This window comes from Pseudomonas sp. 008, from assembly GCF_016861935.1.
GTDB lineage: Bacteria > Pseudomonadota > Gammaproteobacteria > Pseudomonadales > Pseudomonadaceae > Aquipseudomonas.
In genome coordinates, this window is sequence record NZ_BOMA01000011.1 from 178,481 (window position 1) to 198,037 (window position 19,557).

Below are 19,557 nucleotides of genomic sequence, written 5' to 3' on the forward strand. Positions count from 1 at the left end.
ACTTTGCCCAGAACCACCTGATCCTCCAGACCCACTTCCAGAACCACTCCCCATCGAACTTCCACCACTCACCGACCCGCTGCCCTTCCCCGGGTCGATGCTACTCCCGTTGACATCACCACCACTCCCACCACCAATGGTGTCCGGTGGCAGCGCCTTCCCATCCGAGGTACCTGCATTCATTTCCGAGTAGGGCGGCATCCCACCCTTATCGACCGGTGCGTCGCGACCAGTAGATTGAGCAAACGCCGCCAATGAACTGATCGACAATAAGCCGACCATCGTAAGCGCCATCCATTTTGACCTGATCATGGTGCATCTCCTTTAAAGAGTGCTTTACCTGATCTCTGGTGGTGATCGCTTTTTAAAGGAGCCGCACAATCGACAATCGGCGATGCACCACCTCACAGGTTTCAGCTCGGTTCGCCCGAGGCGTCATCGCCGGCGATGTCCGGGTCTTCCGGGTCGGCTTCCACATTACCGCGCCTCACATCATCGGCGGGCACCTGTTCGACAGCGGTGTCGTCATCGTCGGGCGGGCGCTGGTCGCGGCGCAGCGAATTGGTGGGCGAAGGCAGCGGATATTCGGGGGTATCGTCGATATCGGAGTCTTTCGGATCAGCGTTCATAACGCACCTCTCAATGGACCCGAAAAGCAGATCCTTGCCTTTCGAGGCCAACACGACAGACGCGGTTCGATCAGAGGGATCAATCGGTCGGGCCGACTACAAAATCACTCGTCGTCTTCCTCGTCATACTCATCATTCTCCAGGTTGCCCACATCGCCTGCGTCAGCGGCATCGTTGAGCGGCACCGTGGCGTCGTCCATCAGAGACCCCGGATCTTCGTTGCCAGGATCGTTGATCGGGCCTTCTTCTTCCTTGTCTTCAGTTTCCGGAGTCATGGCATGTCTCACAACGTTCAGTGTGTATATTAAGTTCGAGGCGTCCTACGGCCAATCGTTCCGGAGTCCTATTGATAGAAACGAAAAACCCGGCACTCGGCCGGGTTTTTACTGTCACTCGATATCGAGTTAGTGATTCTTGTACTTATTTTTATGCTTGTGTTTGTAGTAGCCGCCACCGGAATGCGAACTGCCGCGGTCATCACCCATGCTGCTGCCCACCGCGCCACCGGCTGCGCCGCCCAGGCCTGCGCCAATGGCCGAACCAGTGGAGCCACCCAGGCTGTTGCCGATCACCGAACCACCCGCCGCGCCGAGACCACCGCCGACGGCCGCTTCTGTGCGACTGCCCTTGCGCGCACCGACCGCACTGCCTGCCGCACCGCCGACGCCAGCGCCCACCGCGGCCCCGGTGCTGCCGCCCAACTGCCCGCCGACTACGTTGCCTAAAACACCGCCAAGACCACCGCCGACTGCAGCGTCACCGTTGCCGCCCGCCATTGCGCCCTGAGCGACCAAAAGCCCCAAAAACACCGTGGACAATGTCAAACGCATGAAACGCATGATATGCACCTCTAATTTCCGCATTGGGGGAAGAAACGTGCCGCGGATAGGCATCAGCCTGCATCTGGGTCTGTTATACAGAGAACCAATACCGACTGTATGAGATTTGAGCCACATGATGCAGAAACGTTCCAAAACGAAAAAGCCCGGCATTGAGCCGGGCTTTTTCAGCTGACCTTCAGGATCAATGACGCTTTTTGGACAGGTTGCTGCCTACGCCGCCGCCCAATGCGCCACCCAGGCCTGCGCCGATGGTGGAGCCGTTCTTGCCGCCCAAGCTGTTACCGATTATCGAACCGCCCGCCGCGCCAACACCGCCGCCGATGGCCGCTTTGGTGCGGCTGCCTTTACGTGCGGCAACAGCGCTGCCGGCTGCACCCGCTACGCCAGCACCAATCGCTGCGCCAGTGCTGCCGCCCATTTTCTGGCCAACCACGTTACCCAACGCACCACCCAGACCACCACCGAGCGCGGCCGTGCCGTCGCCGGCAGCCATCGCACCTTGAGCAACCAAAAGGCCCAGAACCAGAGCAGGCAGTGTCAAACGCATAACAAGAACCTCAAAAAAGTGGAAACCGAAAGGCCGGAGATTGAATGCTTTAGCGGAGGGAAAGTCCAGACACAAAACCAGAACAACCTCGCCATTGGCGACGGTTGGACAGCGTTTATGCAAAAGGTTTTATGACAGGCAAAAAAAAGCCCGCTGGGGAGACGGGCCAGGGTACTGCTTTCTAACGGATGAGCTGAGCCTACGTAGGCCGGTGTGAAAAGTTTGTGAAAAAAACCGACGCTCACAAAGATGTAGGAAATTTCTCAGCACGGCTGTCGAGCCACGTTTCCTGCCCTTCAGAAACAAGAAACCCCGCTCGATGGCGGGGCTCGTGCTGTTTACGATTTACTTCCTGGAGGGCGCCCCCAGCTTGGGCATGAATTTCGATTTCGGCCCTCGGGTCCTAGGCACTGCAGATTTGATTTTGTTTATTTTGATACGGTCTTCACCGAAGCTCGGTACATAGTCCGTCTGACCACACTGCACACAGTCATTGATTGGAAACTCTGCCCCGTTGTCTTCGATATACGGCTCAGTCATATCTTCGCTCCTCTCAAAACGGGTCGATACCGGCAAGCCCTTTTTGCCTGAAAAATATCAACCACCCTGGTTTTTGAGACTAGCCGGTCATTCCCAGACTTGTGATTCAGATCGTTACATGCCCGACGAATGGCCAGTACCGAGCAACCTACCTCAGCTTGACCGCCGTCCCGGTCACAAACACAACCACCATCCCACCCTTGCCGGCAGGCATGCTGATCTCATAATCGAGCCCCACCACCGCATCCGCCTGAAGCGCCCGCGCCCGCTCCTTAATCTCGTCGGTCGCCTGAACCCGCGCCTCCTTCAATGCCCGCTCCAACGTCTGAGAACGCCCACCGAAAAAATCCCGCATCCCGGCGAACATGTCGCGAATCACGTTAACGCCCTGCACCGACTCGGCACTGACGATGTCCAGGTAGGCGGTGATTTGCCGACCTTCGATGGTGTGGGTTGTGGTGGTGATCATGAGATGTCCTTCTTCATAGAAGCGCGCATTATTCCTCGGTAGCCAGGTGATGAAAACAAAAAGCCCGGAACTGGATTACCCCCAGTAATGGTTGAGTAATACCAACTCGAATGCCGCTACAAGCACCATAAAGAACACGAACCGTCGTGAAAATACCCGCCTGGGGCGTGATGGCGTCCAATCGGATACCTGGCACAGCGCACTGATGAAATCGAGTAAATCGCTCATGAATCCCTTCATACACAAAACTCGCACCGAACGGATCGCGAGGCGAGGTGAATCAGCCTTTCACGGCATCGAAAGAATCAGGGGGTCAGAGCAGCTTGATCAACACCGCAGTGACAGTCGCCACCGTACCGATCAAGCCAGTCGCAACAGCTACCGGGTACCAAAAAGTTTCACGGGTCATCTTGCCCGCTTCGGCATTCAGCTTGCGCTGCTCAGCCATCAGCTTGACGATTTCCACGTGAACCTTCTCCAACTCCGCCTGCTTCATGGTGAATTCCTGCATAACCTGCGTGCGTCCGTTCCGGATAATGGGGCGCGTCGTGTGCACTGCCCTTTGGGTCATTTTGTACCTTAAAGGCGCAAAACGAATACCCCCTCCCGATGCGGCTCATGCGAGGTGCTAAAACCTATGAAAGCCCCCAAACCATATGGCTTTCCAGCATTGCTTCCCACACGCCTATCCATCGTCCTACATCAATTTCGGAAGCGCCTTCGCTGATACCGCCATGCATAAAATCCAGACGCCAGAAACCACAAAACCCCTGACTTCTCTCGAAATCAGGGGTTTTGTGTACATCGAATTTGGCGGTGAAGGAGAGATTCGAACTCTCGATACAGTTTCCTGTATACACACTTTCCAGGCGTGCTCCTTAAGCCACTCGGACACTTCACCGTATCTCGTCAAACTTATTCAGTCTGTCGAGGCGCGCTAATGTAGTCGAAAGCTTTTCTGATGGCAAATATTTTTTTCAGAATTTTCATGCGCTTAACGCGATTAACGCTTTGGGGGCGTTCAAGGGCATGGCAAACCTGCCAATCTCCGGCTTCACCTCCCCTTCTATATAGAGGCCAATGCGCGGTGGATGGGGCGGGCTGTGCCTGGCGGGCGGGAAAAGGGTGACTGGCGGGTCAGTCACGGCGCTTTACCTGGCCTACAGCGGTGGGTAACGTCTGCCCTACTTTATTAGAAGGATTGGCGTCATGAGTGAGTTGATTTCCTACCATCTCGAAGACGGTATCGCGACCCTGACCTTGAGCAATGGCAAGGTCAATGCCATCTCTCCAGACGTGATTGTCGCGTTTAACGCTGCGCTGGATCGGGCGGTAGCGGATCGGGCGGTGGTGATCATTACCGGTCAGCCGGGGATTTTGTCGGGTGGTTATGATTTGAAGGTGATGACGGCCGGCCCTAACGAGGCCATGGCGCTGGTGGCTGCGGGTTCGACCCTGGCTCGTCGCCTGTTGTCGCATCCGTTCCCGGTGGTCGTGGCGTGTCCTGGGCATGCGGTGGCCAAGGGTGCGTTTCTTCTGTTGTCGGCTGACTACCGCATCGGTGTCGATGGCCCGTTCAGCATTGGCCTGAACGAAGTGCAGATCGGCATGACCATGCACCATGCCGGTATCGAACTGGCCCGTGATCGTCTGCGCAAGTCGGCGTTCCATCGCGCGGTGATCAATGCCGAGATGTTCAACCCACAAAGCGCCGTGGATGCCGGCTTCCTCGATAAGGTGGTGTCGGCCGAAGAGCTGCAAGACGCGGCGCTGGCGGCGGCTCGTCAGTTGAAGAAGCTCAACATGATCGCCCACAAGAACACCAAGCTGAAAACGCGCAAGGCGCTGCTGGAGACGCTGGACAACGCGATCATCCTGGATCAGGAGCACATGGGCTAAGCCCGAACGCGTTGCACCGAAAAGCCCGACCGTCGTGTCGGGCTTTTTCTTGGGTGTCTGGTTTAAAACCTTACAACCGCTCTAGGCCGCATCTGACCCACAAGTCGGAAACATGCGCTCAAACATCGGCTATCTCCCTCTTCTATAGCGGCAATTGCCGAAAACAGTGCACATCCGTACACTGCGCCACCTTTTGTGCCGGTGGGCCCTTTAAATGCTGTTTGTGTTTCGTATGTTATTGATGGGCCTGCACTTTATTCTGGCCGGTGTGCTCGGAGTGATTCTCGGACTGTGCCGCCCGTTCAATCCGGACAACAGCCGTTTGTGCGCGCGTCTGTATGCGTGGCCCGCGATGTGTATTTTGCGTTTGCGGGTGAAGGCCGATGTCGGGCCGTTGATGGATAAACCCGACAGCTGCGTGATCATCGCCAACCACCAGTCCAACTACGACCTGTTTGTGTTCGGCAATGTGGTGCCCCGCCGCACCGTGTGCATCGGCAAGAAGAGCCTGAAGTGGGTGCCGCTGTTCGGGCAGCTGTTCTGGCTGGCCGGCAATGTGTTGATCGACCGTGGCAATGCGCATAAGGCACGCCAGTCGATGCTGACCACCACTCACACCTTGCAGAATGAAGACACCTCGATCTGGGTCTTCCCGGAGGGCACCCGCAACCTTGGCGAAGAACTGCTGCCGTTCAAGAAAGGCGCGTTCCAAATGGCGATTGCCGCCGGTGTGCCAATCGTACCGGTGTGTGTCAGCAGTTACGTCAAACACATGCGATTGAACCGCTGGCGCAGTGGGAAAATTCTGATCCGTTCGTTGCCGGCAATTCCTACGGCTGGATTGAGTCTGGATGACATGCCGATGTTGATCGCCCAGTGCCGCGAACAGATGCGTGAGTGCATCGACTCGATGGATCGGCAACTGCAAGCCGCCTGAATGAAACCCGCCCTGTGCGGGTTTTCTTTTGCCTGCGAACTCTCCCGATTTTGCTGACTCTCAAGCAGTAGACAAGGTTAAGCTGAAACCTGCCTGGCACCGCCAGTCTTTACCAATAGAAAGCGACCGATAAGAAGTGAATCATCATGGGTAGAGTCGTTGCTGCTGCGGTTTACAGCGCTGGTAAGAAAGTCACCAATATCACGCTTGACGAAGGTGCGGCCTGGGCTGCCAAGCCTGGCCACTTTGTGTGGATCGGCCTCGAAGAGCCCAATGCGCAGGAGCTGTTCAACCTGCAACGCCAGTTCAACCTGCACGAACTGGCCATCGAAGACGCCCTGGAAAAACACAGTCGACCGAAGCTGGAAACGTTCGGCGATGCGCTGTTCATCGTCACATATTCGCCGATCCGCCATGAAGGCAAATTGCAGTTCATCGAGACGCATATCTTCGCCGGCAAGGGTTACATCATTACCGCGCGCAATGGTCACTCGGCGTCCTACGCCCATGTCCGACAACGCTGTGAGGCACGTCCGCTGTTGCTGGAGCATGGGGAAGATTTCGTACTCTATGCCATCCTCGATTTCGTGATCGAAAACTACCAGCCGATGGGCGAAGCGATTCATGCCGAGATCGATGAGCTGGAAAGCAATGTCCTCTGCGGTTCGCTGAACGAGCGCGATATCCAGAAACTCCACGGCCTGCGTCGCGATGTATTGCGCTTGCGCCGGTTTGCGGCGCCGATGGTGGAGATCGGTGAGGAACTGCAAAAGCTGAGTTTTCCGTTTATCGACAAAAACATGCGCCCGTATTTTCGCGATGTGCAGATTCATGTCACGCGGCAGATGGAAGACCTGACGACCCTGGCGGACATTGCCAGCCAGACCATCGAGGTTGGGGTGTTGCTTGAGGCGTCGCGCCAGAGCGTGGTGCAGCGCAAATTTGCGGCGTGGGCGGCGATTCTGGCGTTTCCGACGGCGATAGCGGGGATTTACGGGATGAACTTCCAGGACATGCCAGAGTTGACTTGGCATTACGGGTATTTTGCGGTGTTGGGGTTTATTACCGTTGGATGCGTCGGTTTGTGGGCGAGTTTCAAGCGGTCAGGATGGTTGTAGAGCCGCGTGTTTTCAGTGAGAGCCGGTTGCCCCCATTCGCGAGCAAGCCCGCTCCCACAGGGATTCTCAGTGTGTCACCCATCGTGTGCACACCGAGGATCTACTGTGGGAGCGGGCTTGCTCGCGAAGCTTTTAGCTTTTAGCTTCAACCGGTCCAGCATCAGGCTTGTGCGCCACAAACCGCATCATCCACTCTGCGACGGTAGTGCCGTGATGCTCGTGTTCAAGACTCGCCATACCTTTCGAATAAATCTGCTCGCCCAGCGCTTCCTGACGAATATCCAGCAACGCCCGTGAGTAATCGTGAATGAACTCCGGATGCCCCTGGAAGCACAGCACCTGATCGTTAATATGGTAGGCGGCGAACGGGCAGAAATCGCTCGAGGCAATCACCGTAGCGTTTTCCGGCAGCGCGGTGACCTGATCCTGGTGACTGATCAGCAACGTCAGCTCTTCCCTCACCGGGCTCATCCACGGCGCCTTGGCCGCGAGTTTGTATTTGTGGGTGCCGACGCCCCAGCCCTGGGTCGCCCGCTCGCTCTTGCCGCCCAATAGCAGCGCCAACAGTTGGTGACCGAAGCACACGCCCAGCAGTTTGTCGCCACGCTCGTAGCGCTTCAGCAGATACGTCTTGAGGGTTTGAATCCATGGGTCGGTGCCGAAGGAATCGGCCTTGCTGCCGGTGACCAGATACGCATCGAAGGTCTGATCATCGCTTGGATATTCGCCCTGCATCACGTTGTACACGCTGAATTCGGCCGCGATGGGTTGCTGCGAAAACAGACGCTGGAACATCTGCCCGTAACCCTGATATTGATCGACCAGTTCCGGACGCAGGATGTCGGTTTCCAGAATGCAGATGCGTAACGACATAAAAAATACCTGACACATGGTGGGAATAATGCACGCCCCAGAGCCTGCCTTGAAACACGGTGGCAAGGCAAGCCCCGGAAGGCGTCATCGGTCCCTTAGAACGCCCCTTAGAACAACGCGTCCTTGGCGGCTTTCTCCAGCAACAGCGCAGGCGGCGTGAAGCGTTCGCCATATTGCTCGGCCAGGTACTGGGCGCGGGCAACAAAGTCTTTCACACCGTACTGGTTGATGAATTGCAGCGCACCGCCGGTCCAGGCCGCGAAGCCGATGCCGAAGATCGAGCCAACGTTGGCATCCGCCGTCGAGGTCAGCACGCCCTCCTCTACACAACGCACGGTTTCGATGGCCTGGATGAACAGCAGTCGATCACGCACATCCTTAGGCGAAATCTGCCCGTCAGCTTTCTCGAAGCGGGTTTTCAGCTCCGGCCACAAATGTTTCTGCCCGGCGGCCGGGTAATCGTAGAAACCACCTCCAGCAGCCTTGCCCGGACGCTTGAATTCCTTGAGCAGCAAGTCAATCACGGCGAACGCCGGGTGCTCAATCAGCGGTTTCCCTTCCGCTTGCAGGTCTTTGGCGGTTTGCTCGCGGATATGGCTCATGAGGCTGAGGGAAACTTCGTCGGAGATCGCCAGAGGCCCGACAGGCATGCCGGCCTTGCGCGCTTCGGTCTCGATCATCGGCGCACTCACCCCTTCACCCAGCATGGCGATGCCCTCGTTGGTAAAGGTGCCGAACACCCGCGATGTGAAGAAACCGCGACTGTCGTTGACCACAATCGGAGTTTTCTTGATTTGCAGGACGAAATCGAAACCGCGAGCCAGGGTTTCGTCGCTGGTATGGACGCCTTTGATGATTTCCACCAACGGCATTTTCTCCACGGGACTGAAGAAATGCAGGCCGATGAATTTGCTCTGGTCTGGCACGGCGGTGGCCAGGCCACTGATCGGCAACGTCGAGGTGTTGGAGGCGATCACCGCGTCCGGGCCGACGACGGTTTGCGCTGCCGATGAGACCCTGGCTTTAAGCTCGCGATCTTCAAACACCGCTTCGATGATCAAATCACAACCGGCCAGATCCGCATCGTCTTGAGTGGTATGGATTCGCGTCAGAATCGCCTCGCGCTGCTCCCGGCTCAACTGACCCCGAACAACCTTCTTGTCCAGCAGCGCCGCCGAGTGAGCCTTGCCCTTCTCTGCCGCGACGAGGTTGATGTCTTTGAGCACCACATCGATACCGGCCGAGGCGCTGACAAATGCGATGCCCGCGCCCATCATCCCGGCGCCGAGCACGCCGACTTTCTTCGTCACGTAAGGCGCTATGCCCTGAGGTCGCGAACCGCCGGCATTGATCTCATTGAGCTGGAACCAAAAGGTGCCGATGAGGTTTTTCGACACCTGGCCCGTAGTCAGTTCGGTGAAGTAGCGGGTTTCGATCAGATGCGCGGTGTCGAAATCCACCTGAGCGCCCTCCACTGCGGCGCAGAGGATTTTCTCCGGTGCGGGCAGGCAGCCCTGGGTTTTGCTGCGCAGGATCGATGGCGTGATGGCCAGCATCTGCATGACTTTCGGATCCGACGGCGTACCGCCAGGGATCTGATAACCCTTCACATCCCAGCGCTGCACAGCAACCGGATGAGCAGCAATCCACGCCCGCGCCTTGGCCATCAGCTCATCGTGATCGACAGCCAACTCGTCGATCAACCGCGCTTGCAGCGCCTGTTGCGGACGGATTTTCTTACCTTCCAGCAGATACGGCAGAGCTTTTTCGATGCCCAGCATGCGCACCATGCGCACCACCCCGCCACCGCCCGGCAACAGGCCGAGGGTGACTTCCGGCAGGCCAAGCAGCACCGACGGGTTGTCGAGCGCTACACGGTGATGGCACGCCAGGCAGATTTCCCAGCCGCCGCCGAGCGCCGCGCCGTTAATGGCGGCAACCACCGGTTTGCCAAGGGTTTCCAGGGTGCGCAACTGGCCCTTGAGGGTCAGCACCATGTCGTAAAAGGCTTGGGCTTCGGGCTTGCCGACCTTGATCAGTTCATTGAGGTCGCCACCGGCGAAGAAGGTTTTCTTGGCCGAGGTGATGATCACGCCGGCAATCGCATCCTTGTCGGCGACCAGGCGCTCGACACAGGTGGCCATGGCCTCGCGGTAGACCGCGTTCATGGTGTTGGCGCTCTGGCCCGGCATGTCGATGGTCAGGACGACGATCCGGTCCTGGCCCTTTTCGTAACGAATGGCTTGGGTCATGGCAATTTTCCTTGAGTCGGATTTTCTTAAAGGCAGGCTCAGAGGCGTTCGATGATGGTGGCAATGCCCATGCCGCCGCCGACACACAATGTCGCCAGGCCATAGCGCAGGCGCCGGGTTTCCAGTTCATCGAGCAGCGTGCCGAGAATCGCGCAACCGGTGGCGCCGAGCGGGTGGCCCATGGCGATGGAGCCGCCGTTGACGTTGACCTTGTCCGGGTCGATGGCCATGTCCTTGATGAACTTGAGCACCACCGAGGCGAACGCTTCATTGACTTCGAAAAGGTCGATGTCTTCGACTCGCAGCCCGGCCTTGGCCAGTGCCTTGCGGGTGGCCGGCGCCGGGCCGGTGAGCATGATGGTCGGGTCGGTGCTGGTGACCGCCGTGGCGACGACCCGCGCCCGTGGCTGCAAACCCAGTGCCCGGCCCTTCGCTTCGGAGCCGATCAGCATCAATGCCGCGCCATCAACGATCCCGGAACTGTTGCCCGGTGTGTGAACGTGGTTGATCCGCTCGACCTGGCTGTACACCCGCAATGCCGTGGCGTCGAAGCCCATTTGCCCGATCATTTCGAAACTCGGCTTGAGCCTGCCCAGGCCTTCCATCGTCGAATCGGCGCGAATGAACTCATCGTGATCGAGCAGGATAATGCCGTTCTGGTCCTGCACCGACACCAGCGACTTGTTGAACGATCCGTTCGCCCGAGCCCGCGCCGCTTTCTGCTGCGAGTGCAACGCGAAGGCATCGACGTCCTGACGACTGAAACCTTCGATTGTCGCGATCAGGTCGGCGCCCACGCCCTGGGGTGTGAAATGGCTGCGCAAGTTGGTTTCCGGGTCCAGCGCCCAGGCCCCGCCGTCGCTGCCCATGGCCACGCGGGACATCGACTCGACGCCACCGACCACCACCAGATCTTCGAAGCCGGAACGCACTTTCATCGCACCCAGGTTCACTGCTTCCAGCCCCGACGCGCAGAAGCGATTGAGTTGCACACCCGCCACGCTGACGTCCCAATCGGCCACTTGTGTGGCGGTCTTGGCAATGTCGGCGCCCTGATCACCGATAGGCGTCACGCAGCCAAGCACCACGTCGTCGACCTGACTGGTGTCCAGGGAGGTGCGCTGCTGCAACGCCGTCAGCAGCCCGGCCACCAGGTTCACTGGCTTGACGCTGTGCAAGGCGCCATTGGCCTTGCCTTTGCCACGGGGCGTGCGTAACGCGTCGAATATCAAAGCTTGGGTCATGGCGTTCTCGAACCTGAGGGTGATCTCTATACCCTCACCTTATGCCGAGCAGCCGTGGATTCAATGACCACAGCGCTCATAGGCGTTGACGGTCACGCTCAGACGAACGGTAGTCAGCTATCGGATTAATCGATTCGTGTCACCAAGCTGTCTAGCCAACGGGCGCCCAAGAAGCTGGCCATACGCCTCATGTCTTTTTGGCAGCGATCAGCGCTAATTCCATACGAAATGGATCTAAGCCAAGCGTGACGCGGGCCCTAATGTAAACCTGTACGAAGTTGTCGTCGGGTTTTGCCGAGGCTCTCGTCCTACAGGAAGTGCAGCGCTCTGCCGTCATGGAGATATGCAGGCAGGCAACCAGGAAATAACAAAAAAGGCGGTCAAGCCATGTTCAAACATTCGAAAGTACGTCAAGCCGGGCTCATTCTATTTGCTACTACGCTGTTGTTGATTTTGCCGAACCTGACCAAGGTGCTTGGCTGATCGAGCAGCGGGGGTTTTCATTACACCTGATAAAAATGTGACTGGCTCGCTATCCGGGCCTGCTTGGCTGTGCCAACCTTTACGGCACTTCCACGACATGGACGACGATCATTTGAAAGCGCTCATTCTGTTGGGGGCCTTGCTGCTCAGCACGCCTCTGTCCGCCGCACAGCTGAACCTTGAGCTGGGTGCAAGTTCTCGCACCTGGCAGACCGATGAATTGCTCAAGCATCCTCAGGTTCAGACCATCACGATCACTAACGACGTTTCCTACAAACGGGACATGAGCTATCGCGCCGTGCCGATGGCGGCGTTGTTGACGGGCACCAAGCCTGACGATCACCTGCAAGCGGTAGCTCTGGACGGTTTTGCCGCCGAACTGGCCGCCGCGCCGTTGCTCAATACTCAGGGTGCGCAGGCCTGGCTGGCGATTGAAGACCCGGCCAAGCCGTGGCCGCCGCTGTCCGAGGGCAAACATAGTGCAGGGCCGTTTTACCTGGTCTGGACCGATCCGCAGGCGGGCAATATCAGCCCCGAGCAATGGCCGTTCGAGGTCGCGAGTATCAAACGCATGGCCCCGGTGGCCGAACGCTTCCCTGCCCTGCTCCCCGATCCCGCGCTGAAGGCGGACCATCCGGTGAACAAAGGCTTTGCGCTGTTTCAGAAAAACTGCCTGGCCTGCCATCGACTCAATGGCGCGGGGGATGCGCAGTTCGGACCGGACCTGAATATTCCGTTCAACCCGACCGAGTATTTCGGCGCGAATTTCCTCAAGCGTTACATTCGTGACCCGCAGAGCTTGCGCCAGTGGCCGCAGGCGAAGATGCCCGGGTTCTCGCCGACGGTATTGCCGGAGAGGGATCTGGAGTTGTTGGTGGGGTATTTGAAGCACATGGCGGGACGCAAGGTGTCTACGGCCAAGTAAACATCCACCTGTGGCGAGGGAGCTCGCTCCCGCTGGGGCGCGAAGCGGCCCTCAAATCAGGCGACGCGATCCGTCAGGCAAACCGCATTCGCCGGGTTTGCGACTGCTGCGCCCGGTCGCGGATCGGCCGGCGGGAGCAAGCTCCCTCGCCACAATGAATGACTGCTACTGCTGTTGGACGGAGATCACCGGCGCAGGCGTCGGCGAGACCAACACCTTGGCATGCATCTGCTCATACCCACCGCCACGGCGCATGCCGCGCACCGGGCAGGCGTCGAGGTAGTCCAGGCCCACGGCCAGTTTCAAGTGACGTTCAGGCCGGGCCAGTTCGTTGGTTACATCGAAGCTATACCAGGCGTCATCCAGCCAGGCTTCCGCCCAGGCGTGACTGGCCAGGTGTTCACTGTTCTCGCTGTACAAATACCCCGACACATAACGCGAGGGGATGCCCAGGCTGCGGGCGCAGGCGAGAAACGCATGGGTATGGTCCTGGCAGACCCCGGAACGCCCGGCGAACGCTTGCGCGGCGCTGGTCTCCACTTCAGTGGAACCCGGCGTGTAGGTCATGTGCTGGTTCAAGCCATGCATCAAATCGATCAGCGCCGTGCGATCCCGCCGTTGCTTGCACGCCTTCTCGGCAAACGCGCGCAGGGCTTCGTCGGCTTCGGTCAGCCGGGTGAAACGCAGGAACGGCAGCGCCGACTGACTCTCGTGCTCGGCTTCGCGCAGCTCGTCGATATCGACCTGGCCACGGGCGCCGATGATGATCGCCTCATGCGGCTCGTCCAGGGTCAACACATGCAGGATGTTGCCGAACGGATCGAGTTGCGCGCGCACCGGGCGCGGCAGGTCGAGTTGCCAGCTCAGCACGTGCTGGCGCTCGCTGTCGTGGGGTGTCAGTCGCAGGTACTGGATGCTCGCCCGCACCTGATCTTCGTAGTGATAGGCGGTCTCGTGGCTAATGGAAAGTCTCATGCAGCCTCCAGATAGGAACTGTGTATGGCATTGCCCAACTGGCGCACCAGCGGGATGAACTCGGTCAGCCAGGTGTGCAGGCCTTCGTCGAGGATTTCGTTGATACCGGTGTAGCGCAGGCGCGCGTCCATTTCCGCCGCCAGGCGTTGTGCGGGACGGCCGTTGGCCCCCGGTAGTTGAGCGAGAATCTGATCGACCTCTTCGGTGCAGGCTCGCAGGGATCGCGGCACATCGGCGCGCAGCAACAACAGCTCGGCCACATGCCGGGCGCCGGGGGCGTCGCGGTAGATTTCGGTGTAGGCCTCAAACGATGACAAGGCCCGCAACAAGGCGCTCCATTGGTAATAGGCGTGGGCCGTACCGTCACTGACGGCTTCGGCTTGATCGCCGGCCATTTCGTAACGGGCATCAAGCAGGCGCAAGGTGTTGTCGGCCCTTTCGATAAAGGTGCCCAGACGAATGAAGCGGAACGCGTCGTTACGCATGATCGTGCCGTAGCAAGCGCCGCGGAACAGGTGGGAACGTTCCTTGATCCACTCACAGAAACGGCTCATGCCGTAGCGACTCAAGCCCTGCTCGGCGATCCCGCGAATTTCCAGCCAGGTGGCGTTGATGTTTTCCCACATGTCGGCGGTGATTCGCCCACGCACCGCATGGGCGCTGGCTCGTGCGGCACCGAGGCAGCTGTAGATGCTCGCCGGGTTGGCCGCGTCCAGGGCGAAAAAATGCAGCAGCCGTTCGGCATGCAGATCGCCGTGGCGCGCGAGGTAATCGTCCAGGGTGCCGGTGATCAGCAACGGCATGGCCAGTTCGTGCAAGCCGTCGCCACGACCGTCCTGGGGCATCAGCGACAGCGAATAACTGATGTCGAGCATCCGCGCGAGGTTTTCCGCCCGCTCCAGGTAACGCGACATCCAGTACAGATCCGAGGCAGTTCTACTTAACATGGCAAGCTTCCTTCAATCCTCGACCACCCAGGTGTCCTTGGTTCCGCCGCCCTGGGACGAGTTCACCACCAGGGAGCCTTCACGCAAGGCGACACGGGTCAAACCGCCGGGCACAACCCGGGTTTCGCGGCCAGACAATACAAACGGACGCAGGTCGATGTGGCGCGGTGCGATGCCGTTTTCGACAAAGGTCGGACAGGTCGACAACGACAACGTCGGTTGCGCGATGTATGCGTGGGGCTTGGCTTTGATCCGCTCGCGGAAAGATTCGATTTCCGCCGCCGTCGCCGCCGGCCCCACCAGCATTCCGTAACCGCCGGAGCCTTGGGTTTCCTTGACCACCAGCTCCGGAAGGTTGGCCAGCACGTGGGACAGTTCAGAAGGATTACGACACTGCCACGTCGGCACGTTCTTCAGGATCGGCTCTTCATCGAGGTAGAAACGAATCATGTCCGTGACGAAGGGATACACCGACTTGTCGTCCGCGACCCCGGTGCCGATGGCATTCGCCAGCACCACATTGCCGGAGCGGTAGGACGACAGCAGCCCTGGAACGCCAAGCATCGAATCGGGGTTGAACGCCAGCGGATCGAGGAACGCATCGTCGAGGCGACGGTAGATCACGTCGACCGCTTTCGGCCCGTCCGTGGTGCGCATGAACACCTTGTCGTCGCGCACGAAAAGGTCCGCGCCTTCCACCAGTTCAACGCCCATTTCCCGAGCGAGGAACGCATGCTCGAAAAACGCACTGTTGAAACGCCCCGGCGTCAGCACCACCACGCTCGGGTTGTCGATCGGGCTGGAGCTTTTCAGGGTGTCGAGCAACAGATTCGGGTAGTGGTCGATCGGTGCGATGCGCTGGGCCGCGAACAACTCGGGGAACAGGCGCATCATCATCTTGCGGTCTTCGAGCATGTAGCTCACGCCGCTGGGAGTACGCAGGTTATCTTCGAGCACGTAGTAGGTGCCGTCGCCATCGCGCACCAGGTCGACGCCGGAAATATGCGAATAGATATCGCGGTGCAGATCCAGCCCTTGCATCGCCAACTGGTATTGCTCGTTGGCCAGCACTTGCTCGGCCGGGATGATGCCGGCCTTGATGATGCGCTGCTCGTGATAGAGGTCGGCAAGGAACATGTTCAATGCCTTGACCCGCTGAATACAGCCGCGTTCGACGACCCGCCATTCACTGGCGGGGATGCTGCGGGGAATGGTGTCGAAGGGAATCAGGCGCTCTGTCCCCTGCTCATCACCATAGAGCGTGAAGGTAATCCCGGCACGATGAAATAACAGATCGGCCTCGCGTCGCCGTTGTGCCAAAAGCTCGTCAGGCGTTTCGGCCAGCCAACGGGCAAACTCCCGATAATGCGGACGGACCTGGCCGCCGGCATCGTACATCTCATCAAAATAGGTGCGGATCATGCCGTACTCCTTGTCACACGGACATCCAGGCCTTCGCAAGGCCCGTGCCATAGGCAGAAACGCTTTGATATCAATCAGTTGGATAATGTCGCCGCACGCACCGCACCAATCCTGTGCGGTAAATACCCCACCCTGATCGCCCCCGCTTCATGGCGAAGCAATGCTGTCGCCTATCAGCAGCATAGTCAGAGTTGATTTCACTGCTCGGGAGGGAGATGCGGATAATCCGTGCATTCGCTGGAAAACTGATCGCTCTTCCCTTTAGCCGCCTGTTCAGGTGGCTTTTTTTTGTCCGTTTGAAATGTGGCGAAATAAAAAGATTGAAACAAAAACGGCCAACCCAAAGGTCAGCCGTTACTAAGTGTCACTGTTCATAAGCTTATGCGAGTAGCCCTCGTATCTCCTGTTTGACGCCCCATCCCTCGATGATGCCGCCCAGAGGCTCGACCACTGCCTCGAAGTCCTGCTCGAAGTCGCCGATCCCGTCGTAGGTGGCGTACATCACTTTGCTCAGTTCCAGCGACCACGCGCCGTCGTCACGCGCGCTGATCTGGGCATTCAAGGATTCACCACAAAAATGACCTGCCGCCCTGCGTGCCCGCTCCTCGTCCGGGAAAATGGCGTAGAACTCGATGGGATGGAATCGTGAAAAATCGAAACCGCCTTCTTTCATGCGGCGCAGCACGCTGCTGCTGATGTCTTCTTGATAGGCTGTGCTCATGAAACGTCCCCCTCAGACTGATGGATAGACTTTCCGTATTCCCTGCACTTTCGATGCGGCAACAGAGGTTGCCGCCGGGAAACAAGCATGTAGCTGACAAGACCAGACCTTAGCGAGTCACTCGCTGATCTCGGTTGCAGAGTAGCCTCAAGACAGAGCCGCTGCCAAGGCCTGGTGGTGAATGTGACAGGAGGTGTATCAAATCGGAGTAATGCTGAGGATTTCAATGCTGTGCTGGGATTTCAGACTTTTGACGGTCGGATCATCGGTACGACCCTCCAGATCATTGAGGTCCAGTTTCGCAGCCACCGGCAGTCGCCGGTCGCGAATGAGTTGGGCGGCTTGCTCGTTGCTCGGGCACTCCTCGCACTCGAAGAGTTCGTCGACTGATTCACCGTGTTCATCCACGAAAGTGATTTTCCACTTTTGCATCGGTGCCTCCTCGGTAAAACCCATGGATGGGCTTACATCTATCTCGACTCGTGCATTGGCCGATCGTTCCAAGGGATCCTAAAAGCGAGACATGAAAAAAGGCCGTCACCCGCGTGTCTCACACACCGGCGACGGCCTTTCTTATCGACGAAGCTTCAGTCGTTGCTAGGTTTGTTCACCGCTTGCAGCACGTACTGCGGCAACGCGAAGGCACCAATATGGATTTCCGGGTTGTAGTAGCGGGTGATGATGCCGCTGCCGGCGAAGCGCTGTTGCAGGATTTCGCGGGACAATTTGCGATAAGCGGTATCGGTCGCGCCCCAGGCGAAGGTCATTGCGCCGCCGATGTAGGTCGGCACGGCCGCCTGATAGAAGTGCCAGTCCGGGAACAGGCTGCGCAGGCGACCCGCGGTGGTTTTGACTTCTTCGATTTGCATGAACGGGGTGCCGTTCTGGGTCACCAGAATGCCGCCTTCGTTCAGGCAGCGGTGGCAAGCCTGGTAGAAGTTTTCGGAGAACAGCACTTCGCCCGGACCGATCGGGTCGGTGGAGTCGGAAATGATCACGTCGAACTTTTCGGTGGTGGTGGCGACGAAACGCATGCCGTCGTCGATCACCAGGTTCAGGCGTGGATCATCGAACGCACCCTTGGAGTGGTTCGGCAGGAATTCCTTGCACATGTCGACCACGGTGCCGTCGATTTCGACCATGGTGATGTGCTCGACGCTGCGGTGCTTGGCCACTTCACGCAGCATGCCGCCGTCGCCACCACCGATGATCAGAACGCGCTTGGCGGTGCCATGGGCGAGGATCGGCACGTGGGTGAGCATTTCGTGGTAGATGAATTCGTCGGCTTCGGTGGTCTGGATTACGCCATCCAGCGCCATCACCCGGCCCATGCGCGGGTTTTCGAAGATCACCAGGTGCTGGTGTTCGGTGCGCACTTCGTGCAGCAGTTTTTCCATGCGAAAACGCTGGCCATAGCCTTCGTAGAGGGTTTCCAGGTACTCGCTGGTTGGGGTATTGCTCATGGGAAGTGCTCCGATGAATGCGGGTGGCAACGGACGGTTACCCGCCCATGATGGCCAATCGATCACCTCGATTGACCGGGAAAGGCGCGCATTCTACGTCGCGGAACATGACAGGTCGAACCTTCTGATGCACACGCCGGTAGGAGCGAGGCTTGCCCGCGAAGAACGATGACTCGGTCTATCAGGTACACCGCAGCGATCCTTTCGCGGGCAAGCCTCGCTCCTACCATGAAGATCGTCAGATCCGCACATCGCCTCTTGGCCCGGCGATGGCCCAGATGATCAGGCCCAGCACCGGCAGCAACAGGATCAACAGCACCCAGAGGACTTTCATCCCGACTTCGGCGCCACTTTTAAGCACGTTGATGATGGCCCAGATATCCAGGGCAAAAATAATCAGGCCGATCAGGGTGTTGAACGTGGAACCCATGGTGTCGCTCCAAAAAAATGGTAGGCACTCTTAGGATAGTCGGGCCTGGCGAGGGTTCCGTTTTATTACCGTTGTAGACGGTTTCAGACGTGGATGGCCACTTTCAGGGCTTCCAGGGAGGGCGCGGCGGCGATGCCGACTTCGGCGCACAACTCCAGCACCCGTGGCACGTCGTTGCCATAGACCAGCACCACTTGCAGTTCGTCGTCGAGCAACTGGCTGAAATTCATCAGGGTGTAGCCACCGTTTTCCTTGTTCAGGCTGCTCATCTGCACCTGAATGCGATTGAGTGCCGTGAGAGCTTCGGTTTTGGCCAGTTGCTTGGGCTTGATGTTGAACTCAACGCCGGGGCCGAACGAGGCGACGATCTGCGCGAACAGGTCCATGTAGGTGTCGGCCTGGAACAACACGGTTTCTGGCAGACTGCCGACGACAACCCACTCGCCCAACGGGATCGGAAAGGTGTCGTCGTAGTTGATGTCTGGATTGGCCGCCAGAAAAGCCTCGGGATCGGCGTAGGCCTGAGCCGCTTCGTCAGCGATTTTCAGGATTTCGTCCTCGCCCATGCACCCGGAGCTGATTTTGCTGATGAGTTCGACGAGTGCGGCTTTCATGAGGTGGATCCTGTAGCGAGGGAATTTTGAGGGCGCGAAGGATAACGCATTCGGAAACGGATTGCGGGACCTGGCAGGAACCTGTGGCGAGGGGGCTTGCTCCCACTCGGCTGCGAAGCAGTCGTAAAACCAGAGAACTGGGTTTGAATGAGATACCGAAGGGGGGCCGCTTCGCGGCCCAACGGGGGCAAGCCCCCTCGCCACAGAGCTCCCTCGCCACAAAAGCC

General features: G+C 58.5%; 22 protein-coding genes and 1 tRNA gene. 4 read left to right on the forward strand and 19 right to left on the reverse strand.

What is annotated here, in order from left to right; translation table 11 throughout:
• Positions 1 to 413: 413 nt before the first annotated feature.
• The 8 genes from JUI81_RS21955 to JUI81_RS21985 form a co-directional block, all read right to left on the reverse strand.
• Complete coding sequence (locus tag JUI81_RS21955; protein ID WP_018925239.1) at positions 414 to 629, reverse strand: hypothetical protein; 216 nt, start codon at positions 627 to 629, stop codon at positions 414 to 416.
• A 104-nt stretch (positions 630 to 733) separates the two neighbouring features.
• Positions 734 to 904 carry a hypothetical protein gene (locus tag JUI81_RS21960; protein WP_204125025.1) on the reverse strand — a complete coding sequence of 57 codons (171 nt, stop codon included), beginning with the start codon at positions 902 to 904 and terminating at the stop codon, positions 734 to 736.
• A 129-nt stretch (positions 905 to 1,033) separates the two neighbouring features.
• Positions 1,034 to 1,459: a glycine zipper domain-containing protein gene (locus JUI81_RS21965; RefSeq protein ID WP_026331740.1), complete on the reverse strand. Its 426-nt coding sequence runs from the start codon at positions 1,457 to 1,459 to the stop codon at positions 1,034 to 1,036.
• Between the two features lie 193 nt (positions 1,460 to 1,652).
• Positions 1,653 to 2,018, reverse strand: a complete 366-nt coding sequence (locus JUI81_RS21970; RefSeq protein WP_019648242.1) for a glycine zipper domain-containing protein — start codon at positions 2,016 to 2,018, stop codon at positions 1,653 to 1,655.
• Positions 2,019 to 2,363: 345 nt separating this feature from the next.
• The gene (locus tag JUI81_RS31860) at positions 2,364 to 2,558 is read right to left on the reverse strand and encodes a hypothetical protein (protein ID WP_239077721.1); all 195 of its coding nucleotides are present in this window, start codon (positions 2,556 to 2,558) and stop codon (positions 2,364 to 2,366) included.
• Positions 2,559 to 2,706: 148 nt separating this feature from the next.
• Positions 2,707 to 3,027 carry a YbjQ family protein gene (locus JUI81_RS21975; protein ID WP_204125026.1) on the reverse strand — a complete coding sequence of 107 codons (321 nt, stop codon included), beginning with the start codon at positions 3,025 to 3,027 and terminating at the stop codon, positions 2,707 to 2,709.
• A 313-nt stretch (positions 3,028 to 3,340) separates the two neighbouring features.
• Positions 3,341 to 3,523, reverse strand: a complete 183-nt coding sequence (locus JUI81_RS21980; RefSeq protein WP_007940783.1) for a hypothetical protein — start codon at positions 3,521 to 3,523, stop codon at positions 3,341 to 3,343.
• A 315-nt stretch (positions 3,524 to 3,838) separates the two neighbouring features.
• Positions 3,839 to 3,928 (reverse strand) — tRNA-Ser (locus JUI81_RS21985).
• A gap of 308 nt (positions 3,929 to 4,236) precedes the next feature.
• Here JUI81_RS21985 and JUI81_RS21990 point away from each other — a divergent pair.
• The 3 genes from JUI81_RS21990 (at position 4,237) to JUI81_RS22000 (ending at position 6,981) form a co-directional block, all read left to right on the forward strand.
• Positions 4,237 to 4,926, forward strand: a complete 690-nt coding sequence (locus JUI81_RS21990; RefSeq protein ID WP_019648239.1) for a crotonase/enoyl-CoA hydratase family protein — start codon at positions 4,237 to 4,239, stop codon at positions 4,924 to 4,926.
• A gap of 214 nt (positions 4,927 to 5,140) precedes the next feature.
• A complete protein-coding gene (locus JUI81_RS21995) occupies positions 5,141 to 5,863 on the forward strand; it encodes a 1-acylglycerol-3-phosphate O-acyltransferase (protein WP_018925219.1) in 723 nt (240 codons plus the stop codon).
• A 146-nt stretch (positions 5,864 to 6,009) separates the two neighbouring features.
• Positions 6,010 to 6,981 (forward strand): magnesium and cobalt transport protein CorA, encoded by a 972-nt coding sequence (locus JUI81_RS22000; RefSeq protein ID WP_028941069.1) that lies wholly within the window; start codon positions 6,010 to 6,012, stop codon positions 6,979 to 6,981.
• 132 nt (positions 6,982 to 7,113) lie between these two features.
• Here the strand turns inward: JUI81_RS22000 and JUI81_RS22005 are convergent, their stop codons facing one another.
• The 3 genes from JUI81_RS22005 to JUI81_RS22015 form a co-directional block, all read right to left on the reverse strand.
• Positions 7,114 to 7,854 (reverse strand): amidotransferase, encoded by a 741-nt coding sequence (locus tag JUI81_RS22005; protein ID WP_028941068.1) that lies wholly within the window; start codon positions 7,852 to 7,854, stop codon positions 7,114 to 7,116.
• Positions 7,855 to 7,961: 107 nt separating this feature from the next.
• Positions 7,962 to 10,106, reverse strand: a complete 2,145-nt coding sequence (locus JUI81_RS22010; protein ID WP_096479803.1) for a 3-hydroxyacyl-CoA dehydrogenase NAD-binding domain-containing protein — start codon at positions 10,104 to 10,106, stop codon at positions 7,962 to 7,964.
• Positions 10,107 to 10,144: 38 nt separating this feature from the next.
• Complete coding sequence (locus tag JUI81_RS22015) at positions 10,145 to 11,350, reverse strand: acetyl-CoA C-acetyltransferase (protein ID WP_204125027.1); 1,206 nt, start codon at positions 11,348 to 11,350, stop codon at positions 10,145 to 10,147.
• Positions 11,351 to 11,930: 580 nt separating this feature from the next.
• Here JUI81_RS22015 and JUI81_RS22020 point away from each other — a divergent pair.
• Positions 11,931 to 12,758 carry a cytochrome c gene (locus tag JUI81_RS22020; protein ID WP_019579719.1) on the forward strand — a complete coding sequence of 276 codons (828 nt, stop codon included), beginning with the start codon at positions 11,931 to 11,933 and terminating at the stop codon, positions 12,756 to 12,758.
• 165 nt (positions 12,759 to 12,923) lie between these two features.
• Here the strand turns inward: JUI81_RS22020 and JUI81_RS22025 are convergent, their stop codons facing one another.
• The 8 genes from JUI81_RS22025 to JUI81_RS22060 all read right to left on the reverse strand — a co-directional run bounded on the left by JUI81_RS22025 (position 12,924) and on the right by JUI81_RS22060 (position 19,330).
• Entirely contained in the window at positions 12,924 to 13,733 is an 810-nt protein-coding gene (locus tag JUI81_RS22025) for a transglutaminase family protein (RefSeq protein ID WP_019579718.1), read from the reverse strand.
• The gene (locus JUI81_RS22030) at positions 13,730 to 14,680 is read right to left on the reverse strand and encodes an alpha-E domain-containing protein (protein ID WP_026286340.1); all 951 of its coding nucleotides are present in this window, start codon (positions 14,678 to 14,680) and stop codon (positions 13,730 to 13,732) included. Before JUI81_RS22030 ends, JUI81_RS22025 begins: the two co-directional genes overlap by 4 nt.
• A 12-nt stretch (positions 14,681 to 14,692) precedes the next feature.
• Positions 14,693 to 16,102: a circularly permuted type 2 ATP-grasp protein gene (locus tag JUI81_RS22035; RefSeq protein ID WP_007902187.1), complete on the reverse strand. Its 1,410-nt coding sequence runs from the start codon at positions 16,100 to 16,102 to the stop codon at positions 14,693 to 14,695.
• Positions 16,103 to 16,481: 379 nt separating this feature from the next.
• Entirely contained in the window at positions 16,482 to 16,823 is a 342-nt protein-coding gene (locus JUI81_RS22040; RefSeq protein ID WP_018925210.1) for a ribonuclease E inhibitor RraB, read from the reverse strand.
• Between the two features lie 198 nt (positions 16,824 to 17,021).
• Positions 17,022 to 17,255: a hypothetical protein gene (locus tag JUI81_RS22045; protein ID WP_018925209.1), complete on the reverse strand. Its 234-nt coding sequence runs from the start codon at positions 17,253 to 17,255 to the stop codon at positions 17,022 to 17,024.
• Between the two features lie 155 nt (positions 17,256 to 17,410).
• Positions 17,411 to 18,286, reverse strand: coding sequence for a polyamine aminopropyltransferase (speE, locus tag JUI81_RS22050; RefSeq protein WP_019579716.1), 876 nt, complete (start codon positions 18,284 to 18,286; stop codon positions 17,411 to 17,413).
• A gap of 238 nt (positions 18,287 to 18,524) precedes the next feature.
• Complete coding sequence (locus tag JUI81_RS22055) at positions 18,525 to 18,716, reverse strand: PLDc N-terminal domain-containing protein (RefSeq protein WP_019579715.1); 192 nt, start codon at positions 18,714 to 18,716, stop codon at positions 18,525 to 18,527.
• Between the two features lie 83 nt (positions 18,717 to 18,799).
• A complete protein-coding gene (locus JUI81_RS22060; RefSeq protein WP_007940803.1) occupies positions 18,800 to 19,330 on the reverse strand; it encodes a hypothetical protein in 531 nt (176 codons plus the stop codon).
• Between the last annotated feature and the right edge of the window lie 227 nt (positions 19,331 to 19,557).